The sequence below is a fragment of the Acholeplasma sp. ORD1043 genome, assembly GCF_057808485.1.
Genome location: NZ_JAQLOJ010000009.1, coordinates 12,677 through 34,459, shown reverse-complemented (window position 1 = coordinate 34,459; position 21,783 = coordinate 12,677). Strand labels below are relative to the sequence as shown.

General features: G+C 29.0%; 17 protein-coding genes. 2 read left to right on the top strand and 15 right to left on the bottom strand.

Going from position 1 to position 21,783, the window contains the following annotated elements:
- Position 1: 1 nt before the first annotated feature.
- From ruvX to PG914_RS04335, 4 genes are all read right to left on the bottom strand, one after another.
- A complete protein-coding gene (gene ruvX, locus PG914_RS04350) occupies positions 2-412 on the bottom strand; it encodes a Holliday junction resolvase RuvX (protein ID WP_488822486.1) in 411 nt (136 codons plus the stop codon).
- 1 nt (position 413) lies between these two features.
- Complete coding sequence (gene alaS, locus PG914_RS04345) at positions 414-2,972, bottom strand: alanine--tRNA ligase (protein WP_488822485.1); 2,559 nt, start codon at positions 2,970-2,972, stop codon at positions 414-416.
- A 300-nt stretch (positions 2,973-3,272) separates the two neighbouring features.
- A complete protein-coding gene (locus PG914_RS04340) occupies positions 3,273-5,156 on the bottom strand; it encodes an AAA family ATPase (protein ID WP_488822484.1) in 1,884 nt (627 codons plus the stop codon).
- 165 nt (positions 5,157-5,321) lie between these two features.
- Entirely contained in the window at positions 5,322-5,807 is a 486-nt protein-coding gene (locus PG914_RS04335; RefSeq protein ID WP_488822483.1) for an AAA family ATPase, read from the bottom strand.
- A 97-nt stretch (positions 5,808-5,904) separates the two neighbouring features.
- Here PG914_RS04335 and PG914_RS04330 point away from each other — a divergent pair, with 97 nt between their 5' ends.
- A complete protein-coding gene (locus PG914_RS04330; protein WP_488822482.1) occupies positions 5,905-7,095 on the top strand; it encodes an MFS transporter in 1,191 nt (396 codons plus the stop codon).
- A 51-nt stretch (positions 7,096-7,146) separates the two neighbouring features.
- Here the strand turns inward: PG914_RS04330 and PG914_RS04325 are convergent, their stop codons facing one another.
- The 10 genes from PG914_RS04325 to PG914_RS04280 form a co-directional block, all read right to left on the bottom strand.
- Complete coding sequence (locus PG914_RS04325; protein WP_488822481.1) at positions 7,147-11,763, bottom strand: InlB B-repeat-containing protein; 4,617 nt, start codon at positions 11,761-11,763, stop codon at positions 7,147-7,149.
- A gap of 153 nt (positions 11,764-11,916) precedes the next feature.
- A complete protein-coding gene (locus tag PG914_RS04320; RefSeq protein ID WP_488822480.1) occupies positions 11,917-12,435 on the bottom strand; it encodes a histidine phosphatase family protein in 519 nt (172 codons plus the stop codon).
- Positions 12,436-12,517: 82 nt separating this feature from the next.
- A complete protein-coding gene (locus PG914_RS04315) occupies positions 12,518-13,258 on the bottom strand; it encodes a prolipoprotein diacylglyceryl transferase family protein (RefSeq protein WP_488822479.1) in 741 nt (246 codons plus the stop codon).
- Between the two features lie 7 nt (positions 13,259-13,265).
- The gene (locus PG914_RS04310; RefSeq protein ID WP_488822478.1) at positions 13,266-13,616 is read right to left on the bottom strand and encodes a hypothetical protein; all 351 of its coding nucleotides are present in this window, start codon (positions 13,614-13,616) and stop codon (positions 13,266-13,268) included.
- A 228-nt stretch (positions 13,617-13,844) separates the two neighbouring features.
- A complete protein-coding gene (locus tag PG914_RS04305) occupies positions 13,845-14,327 on the bottom strand; it encodes a hypothetical protein (RefSeq protein ID WP_488822477.1) in 483 nt (160 codons plus the stop codon).
- A 48-nt stretch (positions 14,328-14,375) separates the two neighbouring features.
- Complete coding sequence (locus PG914_RS04300; protein WP_488822476.1) at positions 14,376-14,711, bottom strand: hypothetical protein; 336 nt, start codon at positions 14,709-14,711, stop codon at positions 14,376-14,378.
- A 20-nt stretch (positions 14,712-14,731) separates the two neighbouring features.
- On the bottom strand, positions 14,732-16,129 hold the full coding sequence (locus PG914_RS04295) for a DUF2130 domain-containing protein (RefSeq protein WP_488822475.1): 1,398 nt from the start codon (positions 16,127-16,129) through the stop codon (positions 14,732-14,734).
- A gap of 104 nt (positions 16,130-16,233) precedes the next feature.
- Entirely contained in the window at positions 16,234-16,818 is a 585-nt protein-coding gene (locus PG914_RS04290) for a hypothetical protein (RefSeq protein ID WP_488822474.1), read from the bottom strand.
- Between the two features lie 286 nt (positions 16,819-17,104).
- Positions 17,105-17,350: a hypothetical protein gene (locus PG914_RS04285; protein ID WP_488822473.1), complete on the bottom strand. Its 246-nt coding sequence runs from the start codon at positions 17,348-17,350 to the stop codon at positions 17,105-17,107.
- 42 nt (positions 17,351-17,392) lie between these two features.
- Positions 17,393-18,106: a hypothetical protein gene (locus tag PG914_RS04280; RefSeq protein ID WP_488822472.1), complete on the bottom strand. Its 714-nt coding sequence runs from the start codon at positions 18,104-18,106 to the stop codon at positions 17,393-17,395.
- 145 nt (positions 18,107-18,251) lie between these two features.
- On the opposite strand from PG914_RS04280, the gene PG914_RS04275 reads away from it, so the two are divergent.
- Positions 18,252-18,455 carry a hypothetical protein gene (locus PG914_RS04275; RefSeq protein ID WP_488822471.1) on the top strand — a complete coding sequence of 68 codons (204 nt, stop codon included), beginning with the start codon at positions 18,252-18,254 and terminating at the stop codon, positions 18,453-18,455.
- Between the two features lie 58 nt (positions 18,456-18,513).
- Here PG914_RS04275 and PG914_RS04270 read toward each other — a convergent pair whose 3' ends face one another.
- Positions 18,514-21,783, bottom strand: coding sequence for a DEAD/DEAH box helicase family protein (locus PG914_RS04270; protein WP_488822470.1), 3,270 nt, complete (start codon positions 21,781-21,783; stop codon positions 18,514-18,516).

The window sequence follows — 21,783 nt, the reverse complement described above, 5'->3', positions numbered from 1 at the left end:
CCTAAATTGAATCTAAATAGTTTTGTAAAATGACTTGAGCAGCCACTTCATCTTTTAATGCCCTTTGTTTATCATACTTCTTGTTTGAATCACTAAGCATTCTTAGTGCAGTCTTGGTAGATAATCTTTCATCCCAAGCAATAACTTTAATTGAAGATACTGATTCTAGCATTTCTTTGAATCGTAAAACCATTAATGCTTTTTCCCCTACATCATTATTCATGTGTTTTGGAAAACCAATGACTAACACATCAATTTTATATTGATTTGCTAATATTAATAATTGGTTTAAAGCATCTTCAAAATCTAATGGTTTAAAACGAATTGTTGTTAGATTTTGAGCAATAATACCTGATTCAGAAATTGCAATACCTAAGGTTCTTTCACCTAAGTCTAGACCGAAATATTTCAAATTAAAGCCCCTTTAAGAAGTTTTCTAAAGCAACTAAGTCCGCAGTACCACCTTGAGCAAAGTCATTCTTACCGCCACCATTACCATTTGTCTTACTTGTGAAGTCTTTTAGTAAGTCTCTAGCAATTAGTTTAGAAGTTTTTACTAAGAATGTAGCTTTTTCTCCTTTGTTAATTAAGACAATTGCTTCTGTCTTCATTTTATCATAGAGAACATCAACGAGTGGTTTAAGTGATGCTTGAGGTAAATTGTCGGTAACTATGTAAGTAATTTCTTTAATTTCAGCAGGAATGAAGTTGTCCGCATTCTTTAAAATGCTTGAAATTAAATCAGTTTCCGCTTTCTTTTCTAAGTCTTTAACTTCATTTTGAAGTTTAACGATTGCTTCACGATAGTTTAGGATGTCTTGATAACTACCTAAGACAGTAGGTAATTGATCTTTAGTTGATTGTTTTGTAAGTTCTTGTTTCTTAGTTAATAATTGATCTAAAGTACCTAAATAACTTGCAAGATAATCTTTTGATGAAGCAATTACATTATTGGTTGTACCTTCAAAACGATAAATACCAGAACCGATTGATTCAACAGATGTTAACGCGAATTCCACAATATCTTTAGTGTTATTAACATGTGTACCACCACAGAATTCTAATGACCATTTGTTGATATCAACAACACGAACTGTGTCACCATATTTTTCACCAAATAACATCATCGCACCAAGCTTTTTAGCTTCTTCAATTGGAAGTACATGCGTTACAACTGGTAATGCTTCATTAATTTTTTCTTTAACAATCTTTTCGATTGCTAAAATTTCCTCATGTTTTAATGGTTCAAAGTGGTTAATATCAAATGTTAATTTATCTGGACCATTATATGAACCTTGTTGGTTAGCATGCTTACCAATCACATCTTTAATTGCTTGATGTAATAGGTGCGTTGCAGTATGGTTCTTAGTAGTTCTTAAACGACGTTCCTCATCAACAATTGCAAGTACATCATCGCCTTCTTCAAAACTTTCAGTTTCGATTACGTGTAAGAATTGTCCATGAGGTAATTTCATAACATCTTTAACAACTAAACCATTGATTGTACCAGTATCTGCTACTTGACCACCCATTTTAGCATAGAATGGTGTTTCATCAAGTACAATACCTTGTTCAAACACTTTAATCACTTTAGCTTCATGTTGTAGTGTTTCATATCCTACAAACTTCGAAGGTTCCATGAAGTTTAGATAAGCTTCATCTTGAGCTTTCATAGAAGTTTGAACATTTCTAGCTTCTCTTGATCTTGATTTTTGTTTATCTAATTCTTCTTTAAATGCATCTAAATCAACTGATACGTTATTCTCTTCTGCATATTCTAATGTTAATTCAATTGGGAAACCATATGTATCATATAGTTTAAATGCATCAACACCTGAAATCTTATGATCTTTAATTGAAGAAATTAAATGTTTTTCACCATCACAAATTGTTGAGTAGAATTTAGCTTCTTCTTTTTGAATAATCTTTTTAACAATCTCTTTAGTTGGAGCAAGATTAGTATAGAAATCGCCCATCATTTCAACAACTGTATCTACTAATGAGTATAAGAATGGTTCATGGAAGCCTAGTGTTCTACCATATTTAACAGCACGGCGTAATAGACGACGTAGAACATAACCACGACCTTCATTTGATAACATTGCACCATCTGCAATAGCAAACACTAAAGTTTTAATGTGGTCTGAAATAACTTTGAAAGCCATTTGACCTTTGTATTCTACACCAGATAATTCTGATGTTTTCTTAATAATTGGAAAGTGTATGTCGGTTTCAAAGTTAGTTTCTGTATCTTGTAAGACACATGCAAAACGTTCTAAACCAGCACCAGTATCAATATTTTTAGAAGGTAGTTCTTTATATTGACTTCTTGGAATCGATGGGTCAGCATTATATTGAGAGAATACAATATTCCAGATTTCTAAATATCTTTCATTATCAATATCATTTTGTAGTAATTCGATACCACGTTTATCGTATTTTTCACCACGGTCAAAATAGATTTCAGTATCAGGACCAGATGGACCTTTACCAATTTCCCAGAAGTTAGTTTCAAGTGGAATTAAATGATCTTCTTTTACACCTAACTTCATCCATGTTTGTTTAGCGACAATATCATCTGGATAATACGTCATATATAAACGATCTAATGGGAAATTAAACCATTCTTCAGAAGTTAATAATTCAAAACCAAATTCGATTGCTTCAACTTTGAAGTAATCACCAATACTAAAATTACCTAACATTTCAAAGAATGTGTGGTGTCTAGCTGTTTTACCAACATTTTCAATATCGTTTGTACGAATACTCTTTTGAATGTTAGTAATTCTTCTTGATTTTGGTGTTTCAGAACCATCAAAGTATTTCTTTAATGGTGCAACCCCTGCATTAATCCATAGTAATGTTGGATCATCAACTGGTATTAATGATGCTGATGGTTCAACCATGTGTCCTTTAGACTTGAAAAAGTCTAACCACATTTTTCTGATTTCATTAGATGTCATATATTTCATATACACATATTCTCCTTTATAAACAAATAAAAAGTCCTTAAAAGTCTTTAAACTTCTAAGGACGAAATAATTATTCCGCGGTACCACCTTAGTTCACAAGTTACCTTGTGCACCTCATGTTATCGTTATAGCCGATTTACTGTTTGCTCCTAAGGTAGCCTTCATCTTGTCATTTACTATCCTTTCACCAAATGAATAGTTCTCTTCTTTAAACAACTTCAATTACTCGCCTTAATCAACGCATGATATATTTTATCATTAAACTTATACAATTAAAAGGATTTTATGCAAAAATAAATTTTACATTGAATGTATTACACCAATTTTATTCATTACTTCATCATATACAAACTTGCTGGCAAAACAAAACTTATATGGATTTAGAGTTATAACTTTTTTTGAGTTTAAATGAATATGATTATCCAGTTCATCTTTATACCCTAAATTCAATTTCATTTCTCTTAATAAAAACATCTTTTCCAGAATAGAAAATTCAGAGGTATCTATATTCGTATAATGTTTTTGATCAAAAGGTAACAATCTTATTTTCAATTCATAGTTGATTTTATCTAATATCACTTGCTCTGTGATATTACTCTTTATTAAAAATGCATTCAGATCTTCCTTGTGAACTATCGTTGATAAATATCCATAAATATCGATTTTTCTATTAATTTCATAATAAAATCTTAAATTTATAATTTGTTGAATATAATTTTTAGATGATAAAATTCTTTCAATTATAAATTTGTTTAATGCATCAAAATCAGTCTTAACAATTTGTTGGATACTTATATTAGAATGATTATCAAAATAATCAATATTACCTATCTGTTTTTTTCTATTAATAGTTGCATAGCGAGCAAAAAATTGATCATGTGATAACAAAAGTACTGTAGAATCCTTAATTCTATCCAATATTAAATTAAAAATTGAAGATCTTCTACCATCGTCGTACGCAGAAACTGGATCATCAAAGACAACTAATTGAGACTTCTTTTTTGATATCTCTATAATAAAGAAAATTAATGCAATAATTTTTCTTTCTCCATTAGATAACCCTTTATTTCTTTCTATTTTTTGTGAATCATCAATATGATAAAGTTTATAATTTGATATTACAGATCTTTTATAAGTTGCTTCTAATTCATACGGTATACCAAAAATTTTAATTATTCTATTTATATTATTCAAATTCCTTGTAAAAATAGATTTCGTTTTGATTAAAGCATTTTCAATATTTTTTATAAGTCTTATCTTATTTTTATCTAGTTTAATAATTTCATTTTTAATTAACGGGAAAAATTCATATAAATTTTCATTATATGATAAATCTATTTTTTTATAATCATAATTTAAGTCGTAAAAATTATCTAAATCAGATTTAAGTCGTTCAAATTCAATTAAAGCAATTCCAACTTTAATTATTTCTTTTTCAATTTTATCAATTCCATTCAAAGTGATTTGAATCCCTGATAGCTTCAAGGTAGATAATTGATCCTTTGATAATGAAAGTTTCTCATGATTTGCAACATCGAGATGAGAAATATCATGAAATTCCTTTTCTTTTTTTGAATTTAATTTTTTTCCACAAAAAGGACATTTACTATTTTCTATAAATTTGGCCCCATCAACAACCCAACTTATCTTATCCTTTCCAATTGTTGCAATTTTATTATATATTCGTTTATTTTGTATCGAATCAAAACTCTTTTTTAATGTATAGATTGCAGAATTCTGTTTTATATTCAACTTAGAAGTTAATGGCCCACTCACCTGTTTTTGAATTGCCTTTAATGAATTATATTCTTGAGTATAAGAATTTATGATTGATTGAATATTCTTAAGTCTATTCTCCAAATCATTTCTAGCACTCAAAAGTTCATTCTCATTATCTATTAACACATTGTAAACATTGCTATCTTTATTTTTATCCAATAAATATTTATCTACAGTGTACTCATTAAAAACTTCAATTGATTCAGGCTCTTTACCATCGATGAGTGATATTACGTTGCCACTAAATCCTATTTTCTTGTTAAATTCAAAATCTTCTTTTTTTAGAGCTTCTAGTATTGAAGTTTTTCCACTACCAGAAATGCCAACCAAAACATTCAACTTATTATCTTGAATTATATACTCAAGATTTTCAATATTTTTATAACCCTCAATATTTATTTTCATACTTATCCTTCTTTCTCTTTTTTAGATAAAAATAAAAACAACAAATCCCCTTACTTGTCGTTTTATTCATCGTGTGTATTGATTTAATTTATATCTTAATTATAGTCTATAATTATCAAAAGTATCACGACTGATGCGTCGTGATTGCATTAAAAACTTCACAAATTACTTTAAATAAGTATTAATTTCATCAAACGAAGTAAATCTAATCATATTTTTATCTTGATATTTATTTAATAACTCTAATGTGTATGGTGTCTTTGTTTCTTTAAAGCTTTTAATATACTCTACAAAATCATAATACTCTTGGTCTTTCTTTTCAACCCAAGGCATATCTGGTCTTACTCTACCTATTCTATTTGTTACATTTTCTAGACACAAGTCAACAGGCATATCTAAATAGAATATTGTGTCACATGATTTTATTCTATGTTCTAATGTTTTCATGTAATGCCCATCAATAATCCATTGATCTTTACTTAATACTTCATTAAGTCTTTTCATAAATGTTTCATCATCAACTGTAGTTTTATCTCTATTCCAAAACAACATATCTAAATGATATACAGGAATATTTAGTTTTTCTCCTAATTTCCTAGAGAAAGTGCTTTTCCCACTTCCTGGGCAACCTATCACAATAATCTTTTTCATGATGAATCCTTCCAATGAAATCACAAAATCTATGATATGTCCATTATAACAAATTAACTTTTATTAGACTGCGCTATAATTAAAGAGGTGACTAAATATGAATGATACTAAAAAAACACCAATTGCATATTTACTCCTACTTCCAGTAATTTATGTTGCTTTTATTGCATTAGGTTTACCTGATGCATTATTAGGTTCTGCTTGGAATCAGGTTAGAGTTGATTTAAATGTTGGTTTAGGTACCTTAGGTATCATGACATTTGTCATTTATATTATGTCAATTATTTCAACATACAATGCTCCTAAATTATTGAAACTTTTCCAAACCAAATGGATTACATTTGTTTCAATTGCTTTTACAGGTTTGGCTTTAGTTTTAATGAGTCAGGTGAGTGAGTTCTATCAAATGTTATTCTTTGCACTACCACTTGGTGTTGGTGCTGGTTCGATTGATGTATCTCTCAATCACTATTTAGCTAAAAACTATAAAGCTTCTCATATGAGTTACCTCCATTCATTCTATGGTATTGGAGTAACCGCTGGACCTTCTATTATGGCATATACTTTAGAATTAAGTTCTTGGCGTATGGGTTATATTATCGTTGGATCCCTATTAATCATTATTGCTTTAGTTATACTTATTTCATTTAAATTATGGAAGAAAGAAACTAAAGAGGATAAGGAAGAACATAATCCAATCAAATTAAAAACTGGACTTAAATTAAAAGGTGCAGTTAATTCAATGTTTATCTTCTTACTTTATGTTCATATAGAATCATTACTTGGTGTATGGATTGCATCCTATCTTTTTGCAATAAAAGGTGTATCTACTTCAACTGCAGCACTTGGTGCTACTTGTTATTATTTAGGTTTAACCCTGGGTAGATTATTATCAGGCATACTTGCTAAAAGATTAACGCCAAAAACTTTAATTCAAATAGGTATGACAACTATTGGACTAGGCGTCATTCTATTTTTACTAGATATCAACTTTACTGTTTACTACTTTATCATTGTTGCATTACTTGGTATTGGTTCTGGTCCAATTTATCCAAATATGATGTTTATCAATAATGATTACTATAGACCTAATGAAATATCTAAAGTCATGTCACTTCAAATGGTCATTGGTTATATGGGCTTTGGCTTAGTCACGCCGTTTGTTGGTTTTATCTTTGATAGAACAACAATTGCACTATATCCTTATGTCCTATTCATATCAAGTACAATCTTAATACTATTAACTGTAAGATATCTAAGACTTAAAAATAACCCAAATAAGATGTAAAAAAGCCCAATGGTTAAATTGGGCTTTTTAATTGCTAATATATTTATATTTTTAGTTAACTGTCACATTGATAACAGCTTGTGATGAATTGTTATTGAATGCTTCTGCTACTTCAATAACAACATTAATGTTTCCACCTTGATGCCAAGTATATGTTGATAAATCAACAGAACCTGATGTTAATACATCTGACATCTTAATATAGCCACTATTGCTTGTTGATGGAATCGAATTATTTTTATCTACTTCTAAAATTTCAACAAAGAAATTAGAAGTACCATCATTGGTTCTTGCAAAATAATCACCCCAAAATGTAACCCTTGAATTCATTCGAGCATCTACTCTGTAAATAACAATTGCTGCATTATTTAAAACATAGTTATAGTTCATATGACCATTATATAAACCTTCTGGTGTATAGAACATAATGAGTAAATATTCATCAAATGCGTTACCATCACTTAAATCATTAAAGTTATAAGGAATTAGTAAGGCATTACCAAATTGATCGTTATCCGTTGAATATGAATCTAATGTCACTTGATACATACCGGTTGTTGGCACGACATATGGTTGTAGCCATCCATAAAGTAATTTATTGGCTGGTCCATGATCACCAGCATTATAATCCATCATGTCAAACCCACCAACTGGACCATAAACTTCATCCTCGTAAGAATAAAGATCCGGGAATCCCATTAAGTGTCCAAGTTCATGAATATATGTTTCAGCATTGACTACTAAATTGTTTAAACCTGTTAATGAATCTTCGATAAAGGCATAACTTGCCCAGAAGTAATACTCAAACTTTTTAGTATCTAGTGTTGTGTTTTTTGCATATCCATATTTAGCTGAGAATACCCAAGCCCACCATGGATTCGTATCATAATCATAATCTACAGAATAAATAAAGATAACTGAGTCAATTGTTCCATCATTATTTGAATCGTAATTAGTGAAATCAATTGTTGAATCAAGTGCGTTCAATGTTTCTTTGATGACATATTGGTCACCGCCATCACCTTGATTCTCATAGTATGTTCTATTTTGAGTTGTTGTATAAGATGGTGCAATATCAAAGTTTAAATCAAGTAATCCATAACTACTCTTATAGTAGTAACTTGAAACAGATTCCCAACCTGTTGATTGTGCATCTCCGTTAAAGACTAAATCAAGATTAGTTTGATAGTTTTGAGGGAATGAAACACCTTTAATTTCAACAGGAATGACTAAAACATCGTATGAGCCTTTAGAAGGTAAACCTGATTGGTTAAACTTCATGATTTCCCATTCATTAATTGATTGACGTGGTGATAATACTTGAAGTTCACCAACTTCTTTAACTGGGTCATATTTCCAAATTCTTAATTCTAATGTTGAACCATTTGATTCAATATAAAGTGCATATGCAACATCATCTGATAGTTTATTTGAATAAACATTTTTATTTTTTAATAAAGATAACTCTTCATCTAAAGTGTAATTTAACGCAAGTAATGTTTGAATATAATCAGAAATTCTTTGTTCATGATCTACATGTGGGAAAGCACCAGTAATTTTATATTCAACATTATTTAATTTAGTTAACACTAAGTTTGAAAAATCTTCAATCTCAGGTAATAGTGATGACATGAGTGGTTCAGAAAATTTAGTACTTAAATCAGTTACTACCGTTGGCCAAGTAAGTGCAACTGGAGCTGATGTTTGGTAAAGTTTTACATCAAACATCATGAATTGACCGGCATTACTTGAACCCGTTCCTTGGAATAATAATCTAAACTTAGATGCATTCACATTTTCAATTGTAATGGTTACTTTTTCTGATTTAATTTGAGAGTAGAAATTACCACCTGTTAAATCAGTCCAAGTAGTTCCATTCCATACTTGTACCTTCGCACCAGTCATACCACTTGCGAAGTTATTTCTTGCAAGTATATCAAACGTGAAATATGAAATATTTGTACCCTTTGTATCAATTTCTAAATATGCTTGAGCATTTGATACACCACTAACTGACGATGCAAACACTTTACCCGTTGATAATCCACTTGGTGCAGAACCTGTGATATTAGCAAGATAACTTACTTTTACATCAACTTTATTTGTACTATTTGGGAATAAAATTGACTGATTTACTGTGTTTTTATAACTACCATCAATCGTTGTTGTTGTATTTTGAACATTGAATTCATAGTAAAGTTCAGTTACAGGTTCACCTGGTTCTACTTCATCTTCAATCAGTCCATAAATTCCAATACCATAAACAACATATCCTGGATAAGTATCAGCATCTTCAAATACATAGATGAAATAGCTACCTAAAATCCAAGCATCTTCAGTATTATCATAGGATAATGCTAAATCAAGTAAGTCCATATATTCGATTGCATTATCTTGAGTCCAATCAAAGATATCAATGTAAACATCTTTCATGACATCATCTGATACGTCAGTGATTAATGAATTCAAACTTGTAAATGAAGGCATACCAGCAAAAATATCAAAGCCAAAGATTGCATTTAAATCCGCTGGGTTAAATTCTTCGCCTTCAAGTGGGAAAGTAGGTTCAACTTCGTCATCTAAATACCCATAAATACCAATACCATAAACTGTTTGTCCTGGATATGTTTGGTCATCTTCAAAGACATAAATGTAGAAATCACCTAAAATCCATATGTCTTCTTCACTATCATATGACAATGCTGCATCTAGTAAGTCCATATAGTTATCTGCATCCGTGCTTGTCCAATCAAAGATGTCAATATAAACGTCTTTAAATGTTTCATCTGAATAATCAGAAATTAATGAACTACTACTTGCAAAAGCCGGCATTAATGCATAAATATCAAATCCAAATAATGAATTCAATTCATTTTTATCAAATGGTGTACCTTCAACCGGATCTGTTGGATCAACATTATGATCAAGGTCACCAAAAATTCCAATACCATAAACCATTTGGCCAGGATAAGTTTCATCATCTGCAAATACATAGATGAAGAAATCACCTAGAATCCAAACTTCATTTGATTCATCATATGTTAAGTTTGCATCAAGTAAATCCATGTATGCAAGTGCATCTGCTTCAGTCCAGTCAAAGATATCAATATAAACGTCTTTAACTGTTTCATCTGAATAATCAGAAATAAGTGAATTATTATTTGATAATGCTGGCATTAACTGATAAATATCAAATCCAAAGATTGCATTTAATTCATTTTTATCAAATGGTGTACCTTCAACTGGATCAACAGGGTCAGTTCCATCTTCTAAGTATCCATAGATACCAATACCATAGAACAATTCACCAAATTCGATATCATCTTCAAAGACGTATAAGTAATAATCACCTAATACCCAGGCATCTTCTATACTGTCATAAGTTAATTCTAAATCTAGTAAATCCATGTATGCAAGTGCATCTTCTAAATCCCAATTAAAGACATAAAGATAAACGGCAATCATCTCATCATCTGAATCATCAAAGATTTGATAGTCGTTAACTACCATCTCAGGTAGTAATGCTGAAATATTAAATTCAAAAATTGTGTTTAAATCTTGTTTATAATCTGAAGTAGATTTAGCTTCTGCTGTAAATGTTGCTGTATAGATTTGGTCTTTAGTAACTAAAGCGATGGTTGGTGTCCAACCAGCAAATACATACGTGTGAGTTTCTGTTTCTGCTTTTGTAGGTGTTGTACCTGTGTAGGCAGGTAATACACCTTCTTCTAAGTTTTGTGTTAAAAGGATAGTTCCATCATGATTTTTCCAAGTAATTACATAAGTCGGTTCTACATCAACAGCTTGCCACTTAGCATATAGTGTTAAGTTTTCAAACACAGCAGTATTATTACCAACTAAAACACCATTTGCATCTAAACTTGTATACCAACCAATAAATGAATAACCATTTCTTGTTGGTATTGGAAGCGTTAGAGTTTCACCAGCATTAACTGTCAATGGATTTAAAGCTGCACCACCATTGGTATCAAATGTTATTGTATATGTTAGATTGCCCTCTACTAATCTTCCATAGATATAATCTTCATAATATTCAACTTCACTCTTGGTATAAGTAGGATGTGTCTTTAAATATGCTTGATAAACTGTATCGCCAGTTGTTGTTAATAAAGTCGATATTTCAATGACATTATGCCAAACAATATCATTTTTATATTGCCATTTAATAAATCCCTCTAATACTTTGAATATAACTTCTTGGTTGTTTTTACCGTTTGGTGAACCAACGCTTAAAACAAATGCTTTGTAAGTACCTTCAAATTTATCTAATGAAATCATTAAATTATAAATTCTTGAAAGTTCTGCTTTAAAAGAGGAATTCCCTAAAGTTAAATTAAAGTTAGTTGTTTTTTCTTCATATGTTACATTAATTTGATGTACACCAGTAACAGTAAGTTTGGCTAAGTCAACTTCTGTTAACATTGAATTCGTTAATGAAATAGATTCAACTTTACCATTTGTAAATGTGACATCAAGTTTGATGTCTGATAAAGAAAAATTATCAACATCATAAAAAGATTCTAGTGAAGAATCTTGAATTGCAATGGATTGAACTTCCTCATTTCCTATTTGTGTACATGCAACTAGTACAAAAAAGGATGCTATTAATAAGATGAATGCTCCAACCCTTAATAAAGACGTTTTCATAAGTACCCCCGAATATAATCGTACTTCTTGATTTTATCATATTTTACAAAGTAAACGATTTGAAACGATAAGTCAGAATAAATAAAAAGAATGAGAAAGTTTCTCATTCAAAATTTATAAAAAAATAATCAATTTTTTATGACTATGAATCGATTATAAGTGAACTACTCTAATTCCAGTGTGCTCAATAAGATCTTCAAAAAAAGTTAATGAGCTCATGACTATACCATGACAAACAACGATAACTTTATCATGATTTTTATGCTTTAAAATAGCATCACGAACTCTATTTTGTAGGTTTTCATAAGTTTCCCATCTAAATGATGTGTCATCGTTACGTACACCTTTAGATTGAATATAGTTTTCATATGATTTTTGACCATCATAATCAAACTTAAAACTCACATCCGGCATCCATTCATGCAAATCATTTTCAACTTCTAAAGGAATTCTTGTATTTCTTGAAATGATGGCTGCAGTTTCTAATGATCTTGTATAAGGTGAGGTTAGAATAAGTGTTGCACCAATAAGTCTTTCATCACTAGATACATCTTCTGCTTGTTGTTTACCACGTTCGGTGAGTTTACCTAATTCCCAACCCATGCCAACATAACCGCGTGCTTGTACTTCATCATATCTAGGTTCACCATGCCTAATTAAAATGATTTCCATAAGTATACCTCCAAGTTCATTATAACAAATAAAAAAAGTTAACTGTTTCAAGTTAACTTTTAAAAAAGCCTCTTATTTTATTTTATGTTAAATTTTCTTTTTTATTTTTATAAATCTCAAAACTAAAATAAACAATTGAACCTAAAACGATTACCATCGATATCACTTGTGCAGGTGACCAATTTACATTTAATAAATATCCTCTATAATCTCCTGTAAAGAACTCTAGTATAAATCTAATTATTCCATATGCAACAAAGTATGTTGGTAATGCTTCTGAGAATTCTTTTTTGTAGAAAATGTAAGCTAACACAAATAAAAATATTGCTTCTATTTCTCTTGCTGGAAACAATTCCAAATGTGTATGCTCAATCAATGGATATGCATGTAATTCAATACCATAACAACAACCTGCTAATGAACATCCAATTCGACCAAAAGCATGGAAAATTAATACAGATGGAACAACCTGATTGAATAACTGTTTAGTATTTAGTTTTAGTATTTTAGAAAGTATAAATATTAAAAGGAAAAATGACAAGATTCCACCATAAAAGTTGAAACCTGCAGCTTCCATTCTTTGAACAAAGGATAGTTCGAATAACTCCGGCATAAATATCCAATTCGTAACATTTGCCATAAAAAGACCAAATAAAGCAGATCCCAAATATACAAATATAACTACAGATTCTTCATTATCTGTATAGTTAGCTTTTTTAAATTGCTTCAAGGCAAGAAGTACTGCAAATAATGACCCTAATGCGGCCATTAAAAGATAAATATTCATCCCAAAGTAATCAATATCAACGATAGGTTTTAACATTTATTTACTATTTATTTTTAAATGCAGAAACAGAACCAATAATTAATAATATAACTGCTGCCCAATGGAAAATTGAAGTAAATAAAGTCATAAATAAACCGATTAACGCGAATAAAGTTGCAACGATTAATAAAATACCTGCTGCAGTCCCTTTACTCTTTGATAAACCAGCACCAATGAAAGAGAATACGATACCAACGATACCAATTAGATATCCAGCCATGACTCCATCTTCGCCGGTACCACCTGCTCCTGCATCAGCTAATCCCCCCATACATGCTACACAAAACATTCCAGGTATCAACAGAACCCCGCCGATAATGCCTAAAATAAGTCCTACATTAGATTTTTCTTTCATTTATATATCTCCTATTTTTGATAGCGTTTTCTTAATTATCACATTTTTCAAAAAACTTGTCAATATTTTTTCAACCACTTATAAATTAAACTAATTTCAAATTAAAAAACAATAAAAAATGAACAAAAAATTGGTTATATTTTTCATGTTATAAATAAAAATCTCACTTATAAATGCATGTACATTTGACATATATAGATAAGGAGATTCTTTAAAAAACAAGATTAATCATCCTTCAATATTTTTAATTAGTTTTCTAATATTGTTTTCATGTACTTCTGTTGATCCTCGTTGCCATTTAACAAAAAGTATTAATCCGGTTAAGGGTACTAAACTGATTAATGATGAAAGTAAGATACTTTCACTAAATGCGTAGATGATAAAGAATGGGAATCCATAAAAGAACAATAGAGAATAGATTGCAATCATAATCATACTAAATATATCTTTAGCAGTTTTCTTCTCATGTTTACTATAATTGAGTGGCGGTTTAACAATTTTACCAACTAATTTATTACCTTCTACATTGGCAAGATATAAATACTCAATAAATGATTTGTTATCTTTTCTCCAAACCAACTCTAAACAGATGTCATAATCTTTATGTTCACCTATTCGAATGTAATCTCTTTTATCGGTATAATTTTTAAGTGATTCAATTAATTTTTCTTTTGATATTTTAATATCAATTTCTAATGCTTTTTTTTTCATAATTACCTTGTATGTTTTTATTGTCTTCTTTAATTATCTAAAATAAATCTATTTGATTATATCTTTTAAATCTTTAGTTGCATTAAAGAATGGCAAAATATGCTTTTCAATCATTTTACGAAATGCTGTTTTCTTATATTGATCAAGTTTAGCTTCATCAAATATAATGAATGATTCAATTTGATATCCTTTGCTTCCTTTTTCACGCATGATCACTTTTGAATCCATTAATGCATCCAGATAAGTTTCGTATCTTGCCTCAGATACTTTCAGTAATTTTGCTGTTACTTTAAACTTTAAATATATTCCAAGAACAATACAACGAATATTATTTATATCATTATTTTTCTTAGGTATTCTTCTTAAATCAACTCTATATTCCATTCACTTATCCTCAAAAAAGATTATTCACCTTTATTTAATTTTTCAAAAGCTTCTTTCATGGTTGGATTATTTCTAGTTAGCTTTTTAATCGTTAATTCTTCTGCTTTATTGTTTGCAAGTCTTAAGTTATTTTCAGATGAAAGTAATGCTTCTTTGGTTTTATGTAAATGATCAATTGTCTTATCAATTTCATCAATTGCTTTAGCAAATTTCTCGCTTGCAAGACGATAGTTATTACCAAACTTAGTTTTAAATTCATTTAAGTCCTCTTCAAAATGGGTAATATCTACGTTTTGATTCTTGATTTCAACTAGTTGACGTTTAATATTAACTGAATTCATTGCTGCATCACGTAACAATGTAATCAGTGGAATAAAGAATTGAGGTCTAATTACATACATCTTTGGATATTTATAAGATACATCAACGATCCCTTGATTATATAACTCACTATCTTTTTCTAGTAATGACACCAAAATTGCATATTCACAATTCTTTTCATTGCGATCTTTATCAAGTTCTTTAAAGAAATCTTCATTCTTTTGTTTGGTTGCAGTGGTGTCCATTTCATTTTTCATTTCAAACATAATTGAAATGATTTCAGTGCCATCATCACTGTAATCTCTAAAAATGAAATCTCCTTTACTACCTTTTTTAGCATCATTATCTTTTTCAAAATAAGCATTTTTAAACGCTGTTGAACGAATTCTATTAAATTCAATTTCACAGTGCTGTTCAAGTGTTTCACCAAGCATCTTAGTCGATACTCTAGCTTTTAGGTCTTTGTAGTAATCGCGTTCAGTTTCTAGTTCTTTTAGTTTTAAACTAAATTCACTCTTAAGTGCTTGTTCAGCAAGTTTTTTCTCGTTATCTGATTGAGATAAACTCGAATTAAGTTTTTGAATCTCTAATTGTTTATCTGCAATCAACTTATTAAGCTCTTGAATTTTCTTATTATATTCATCATCTTTTGCTTTTTGAGTTTCTAAAGCTATGAGTTGTTTTTGGCTTTCTAATTGTTTTTGTAATTGAGCAATTTGAATTTCATATTGGCTTTTTTCCGAAACAAATTGTGTTTTTAAATTCGATGTGATTGTTTTTGCTTCTTCTTCGATTTTTTTATCCAGTGACTTAACCAAATCTTCAAGTCTTTGTTTCTCAAGATTCATTTTTTCTAACTGAAGTTTATAATTGTTTTCAACTTCTAAAACTTTCACATTAATCAATGATTGTTGTTGTTCACGATTTTTTTCAAGTAATTTTTCATATGTCTCATCTCTTGATTGATTAATTGCATCTATTAAAAAAGATTGATCAACTGATTGAAGTTCTCGTAAATCAATAATATCCCCAACCTGTCCTTCTTCATCTAATCTCAAAGTTGTTGGATTCACAATACTAACCTTTATTTTTTTCATTTAATCGACCCCTTTTGTTATTGTATCTATAAACTTATTATAGCACCTATAAAGTATAAATATAGAAGATAAAAAAACACCTGTTAAAGGTGTTTAGTTTTTTATCATTCCGAACTATTTCTTCCAAGATGTTCTTTTTCTTGTCTTATTAATGCTTCTTTAATATTTAAAATATGTAAATATGAATCTTTGTAGTCGCGAATTTCTTCGAATAAACGAAGTGCAACACGAAGTTCATTTTGTTCTTCCATTTTTCTTGCTAAATCATATTTGTTGAATTTAACTTCTTCATCTAATTCTTGTACTTCAAGTGAACGATAATTAGAAGATCCACTGCTTGCACCAAAAACACGTTCTTTTCCTGATTTAACAAGATAAATAATGCCATAGATGAATGGAACAACGAAAAGTCCAAGTACTAATAATCCAATACCAGGGAATATTGCTAAAATAATCAAACTTGTACCAATCATAAGACAGTAAAATACAAAGATAATGATCATAAAGACTTTTTGTGCAGTTAAATTTTGAATAGTTAATGACAAGATTGATAAAACAATTAAAACTATAAATATAAATGCATTAGAACCATAGCTACTTAACTGATCATTGAACGAACCAATCAGTCCAAGCACTCCAATGACGATAGAATAAATTGAAACAACTTTTAATGCAGAAGAACTTCTCATCTTGATCTCACTCTCTATTATTTTTTTTATCAAATTAATTGTAGCATGAATAAAAAAATATTTCATGTAAAATTACAATTGATTATTTAGATTAAGTTCTTGAAGCGAATAAAATCTCGGATTTAGATAATAGACTTTATCGTAATTTTGCTATCACTTATGCATTTATAGCATATTAAAATAATTGAGTACTTTGGTTATTAGATAATATTGTTATCATTTAACCTTTAAATTTATTATCTACTAAACAGAGTGCAGTTCATTTATGAGTTCCATTTATATTTTCTTATTTACCTGTAATCGCATCTACAATTTTATTAAATCTACCCGTCACTTCTTTGACACCTTTATCGATGTCCTTATTCAGTTTAGCTGCTGAATTTTCTTTAAATATAAGGATTACGCCTTTAACCGAGGATGCCGTGCTAATTAATTCAAACCCCTTTTCTTCATTTTCACTAATGATTTCAAGCATTTTTTCTGCTCTTTTATCTAAATTACGTAAACCTTTAATAACTTCTGTTTTATACATTTTTTATTCCCCTTTAATTTTTAATTATACAATATCTTAATTTTATGTAGTAGGTTCGATTATACTTAATCGCATAGAATCTAAATTACTCTGATAAAAATCATTAAAATCAAATACAAGGTCAATATATTCTTTTGTTGTAGTATACTCTCCACTTAGAATTAAATCATTTGATTCCAAGATATAGATTTCAAATGTGTGATTATCTAAAAAATCCATTATGATTTCTAATCTTTGATTATTATAGTTGATTGATCCACGACGACTGTATGTTCCTTCTATTTCATTATCAATATTTATACCAAAAGTTTCATTAACATACTGTACATATAAATACTTCTTAGCATCAATTTCATCGATACTCAAATCAAATCTATTGATCGTTAATTCTAAATTATCAAAACTTGATTTATCAGTTTCATTATCTTCTACTGTTAAATGAAGTCTTGTTTGACTTACAAAAGCAACATCAAATCCTAGTAATAAACTATTATCAGCAAAATCATACACTTCTAAATATAATGTTCCAACACCAAGATTTAGATAAGTATTAATATCCTTAAAATCATTCCCAATCTTTAATATACCTAATCCGTATTGCTCATTATAAGGACCTTGAATTTCAAACTGTAAAATTTGATCTTCTGATATCCACTTTACATATTTTTTCTTTAATACTGTCGCATAAAAACTTACACACGAAGTAAGAATGAATAGAGATAATACGATATAAATTATGATTGTCATTTTTTTCATTTAACTTATACCCCTTTATCTTTATTATAACTAAATAATTCAAACACTTCTGTTTTTTAGTATTTTAACAATTAATTGCATTTAAAGGCATAATCTTGATAATTCCATTTAAAATAAAATTATGGATTTTAAAAAGGGGAATTATATGAACGAGAAATATATCATCATTGAAGCAAAAAAATATCCAACAGGATTTGAAACATTTTACTTTTATTTACCATTAGTATCAAATGTTAATATTGGAGATGTTTTAACAAGTAAATCGGGAACAAGGTATCAAATCATTGATGGTAAAACACAAGTACCTTTTGATGAGATTGACTTAAATAAGTATAAAGAATTTAAATAAGAAGATTTTTACACTAAAAAAGCCCAGATTATAAAGGGCTTTTTGTTTATCATATAAGTTAAACAAGAATACTACCATGTAGTAAATCAATGATTTTTAAGACAACTTCATACTTATCTTTAAATATTTCACTGAATGTATCATTATTAATAAATATCGGCGATTCTATTAAATCATGTCTTGTAATGTCACCGTTTTGTCTTACGTAATTAATAATACTTTTGATAAACTCTTGTTGTTTCGAAGATAGTGTGTTGGTATTTAAATAATCACTAAATTTTTGGTTAATTGCTTCTTGTTCTATACCAACAATACTTCTTATGAATACAGCTAAATTTTCATGTTTAGTTACATTAAAGTAATCGTCTTTGGTACCTAATTCTTGCCAAAGTATTCTTTCCAATTCTTTAAGGTCTGATTCATTTATTTTTTCTAACATTTTTATTTTAACTATCGTTTCATTAAAATGATTTGATAGTAAATAATCAATAACTTTTTGTTCATATGTCTTAAAGTCAATTATATTTACATCTTTTCTACCTTGATCAATAATTTGATCTTTAAAATCAGTTGAATAGACAACATGATCATCAATAATATATTGAATCAATAATCTTAATTCAGTTCTTAAGTTTTCCAAAGATTGTAAGTTTGAATTTTCCCAATAAGATTGCATTTGTAACTGTAAAAGCAAATCTTTTTTTGCTGCAACTTGTGGAATTGTTAATCTATCCAGTAAGACTGATGATATTGAATAAATTTGTTGAACTGCCTTCGTTGCTACTACATCATCATTCAGCTTAGATAGCATAATATAAAAGACTTTTAGGTCAAATGCCTTAGCAGATTCAATGTCCTTATCACTATCTATTAAAACTGTAAGATTGTTTTTTATTTCTTGAACGTCTATTTTAGATAAATAAGACCATTTACTTTCATGTGAATATTTATCAACTAATGACATATTTTCTCTTACTAAGATTCTATCTCGATTAAAATCTCTAATAGTTTGATAAAGTTCATTTCTTAAAGTTTGATAATATGTTTTATGGAAATCATTTGTTTGATTTTCATGATTTTGAAGTTCAAATAACAAATCAAGTTTAAGTTGGAATACTTTTTGCGAGAGAGTTAATCCTTGATTAACTTTTCTACCTTCTTTATTCATATCAAAAAAAGTAAAATTGTCACAAAAATCAAATATATAGAATAATTCTTTATCTTTTTGATATCCAAATATATTCTCTGACTTACGTGTCCCTCTACCAATCATTTGAATAAACTTAATTTTCGAGTAAACACGTTTGAAAAATACTAGATTTAATATATCTGGTACATCTATACCTGTATCTAACATATCTACAGATACAACAATTTGTGGTAATTTATCTCTTACACTGAATGTATCAATTATATTTTGAGCATAAGTAACATAGTTATCAACTAACTTACAATATTCAGGTCCTAATTCAGGATAAAGTTTTTCAAATCTTTTTACTATCAATTCTGCATGATTATGGTTAAAAGCAAATATGATAGTTTTACCTAGCGTATCACCACCATTAACTCTTAACCCTTCATTCATTAGTGTTTGAATAACTAAATCTACTGTATGATCGTTGTAAATTTTCCTGAAGAAATCTGAACCACTAAGCTCGTTAGGCATTTCACCTTCTTGTGAAATAAAAGTTCTTTCATAATCTTCTTTTTCTTCAGCAGTTAATTCATTATATTTGATACCTTGTTTTAAAAACTTTGTAGTTTTATCTAAAACTGTGTATCCAACTAAATAATGATCTTTTATCGCTTCTTCCATTTCATAATGGAATGTTGGTTCTCCATCTTCTAAATCAAAAATAGTATAAGTAGATTTTTCTAATTCATTTCTTGGAGTAGCCGTTAGACCTACCACTAATGCATCAAAATAAGTGAAAATAGCTTTATATTTGTTGAATATTGATCGATGTGCTTCATCAACAATAATTAAATCAAATCGACCAATGCCAAACATTCTATCATCACCATCAATTAAATTAATCATGGTTTGATATGTTGAAAAAACTAGTCTAGCATTCAAATCTCTTTCAGTTTGATTATCTGAAAGAACTGAAATCGTATAATTTGGAAGTAATTTATTAAAGTTTCTTTTAGCTTGTGTAACTAAAGCTGTTCTGTCAGCTAAAAATAAAACATTTTTAATCCAACCATTTCGTTGTAATAATTCAACAAGTGATATTGCTGTTCTTGTCTTACCTGTTCCAGTAGCCATAACAAGCAATGCTTTTCTTCGTTTATTATTAAAGGCTTCTGCAACTGAAGTGATTGCCATTTTTTGATATGGTCTATCACTGATCTTTTCTTCAACTCTAAGATCACTTATAGATCCACGTTTTCTAAGATTCATTAAGTATTCAAGTTCTTTAATATTATGGAATCCAAAAACTTGTCTTGCTGGATATCCTAATTGATCAATTATCCATATTTGATAACCATTTGTGTAATAGATAATCGGTTCATAACCATATTCTTTTTGAAGACATTTTGCATAAAGTATTGCTTGCTCTTTACCTTTTATTGGTGATACACCAGTTTTCTTCGCTTCTACAATAGCAAGTGGTTTACCATTTGAACCAAATAAGACATAATCTACATATCCTATTTTCTCATTATTAGGCATACCTTGAACTTTAATCTCAATACCAGCTTTTCCTGGGAATTTGATATTTTCTTTATCTAAAACAGTCCAGCCTGCTTCTTTCAAATAAATATCTATATATATTTTTCTTGTTTCAGCTTCACTTAAATTAACCCCGACACCAAGTGTGGAATATTTATCAAAATTTGGCTTAATTTTATTTACTAGCTCTTGATTAATTGATAAATCGGATTGTAGAGGTTCATTCAATTTTGTTGTAACAAGTAAAGATTCATCAAAAAGCGGATATGAATTTATCAGGTTAAGTTTAATTAAGAGTTCACCTATGAATATATGTAACTGTTTTAATGATAAAATTGCTTCTCTTTGATTCACTTCTAATTCATGAGCAGCTATATTACCTACTTTTTTAATATAGTGTAATGCATTTATCATTGAAGAATCATTGATATAATCTACAAAATCCTGAGATGAAATCAACTCAAAAAGAGTCCCATTTTGTGGAACATAACCTATTTTCATTTGATGAATCAGTTTAACTAAATATTCTAATACTTTTCTTGATTGAATTGCACTTAAATTAGGGCGTGATAAAACAAATGCTTCTGCATCTTGTAGTAATAAAAAAACATCTTTAAAACCTTCAATGTCTTTTATGTATTCAAAATTCAC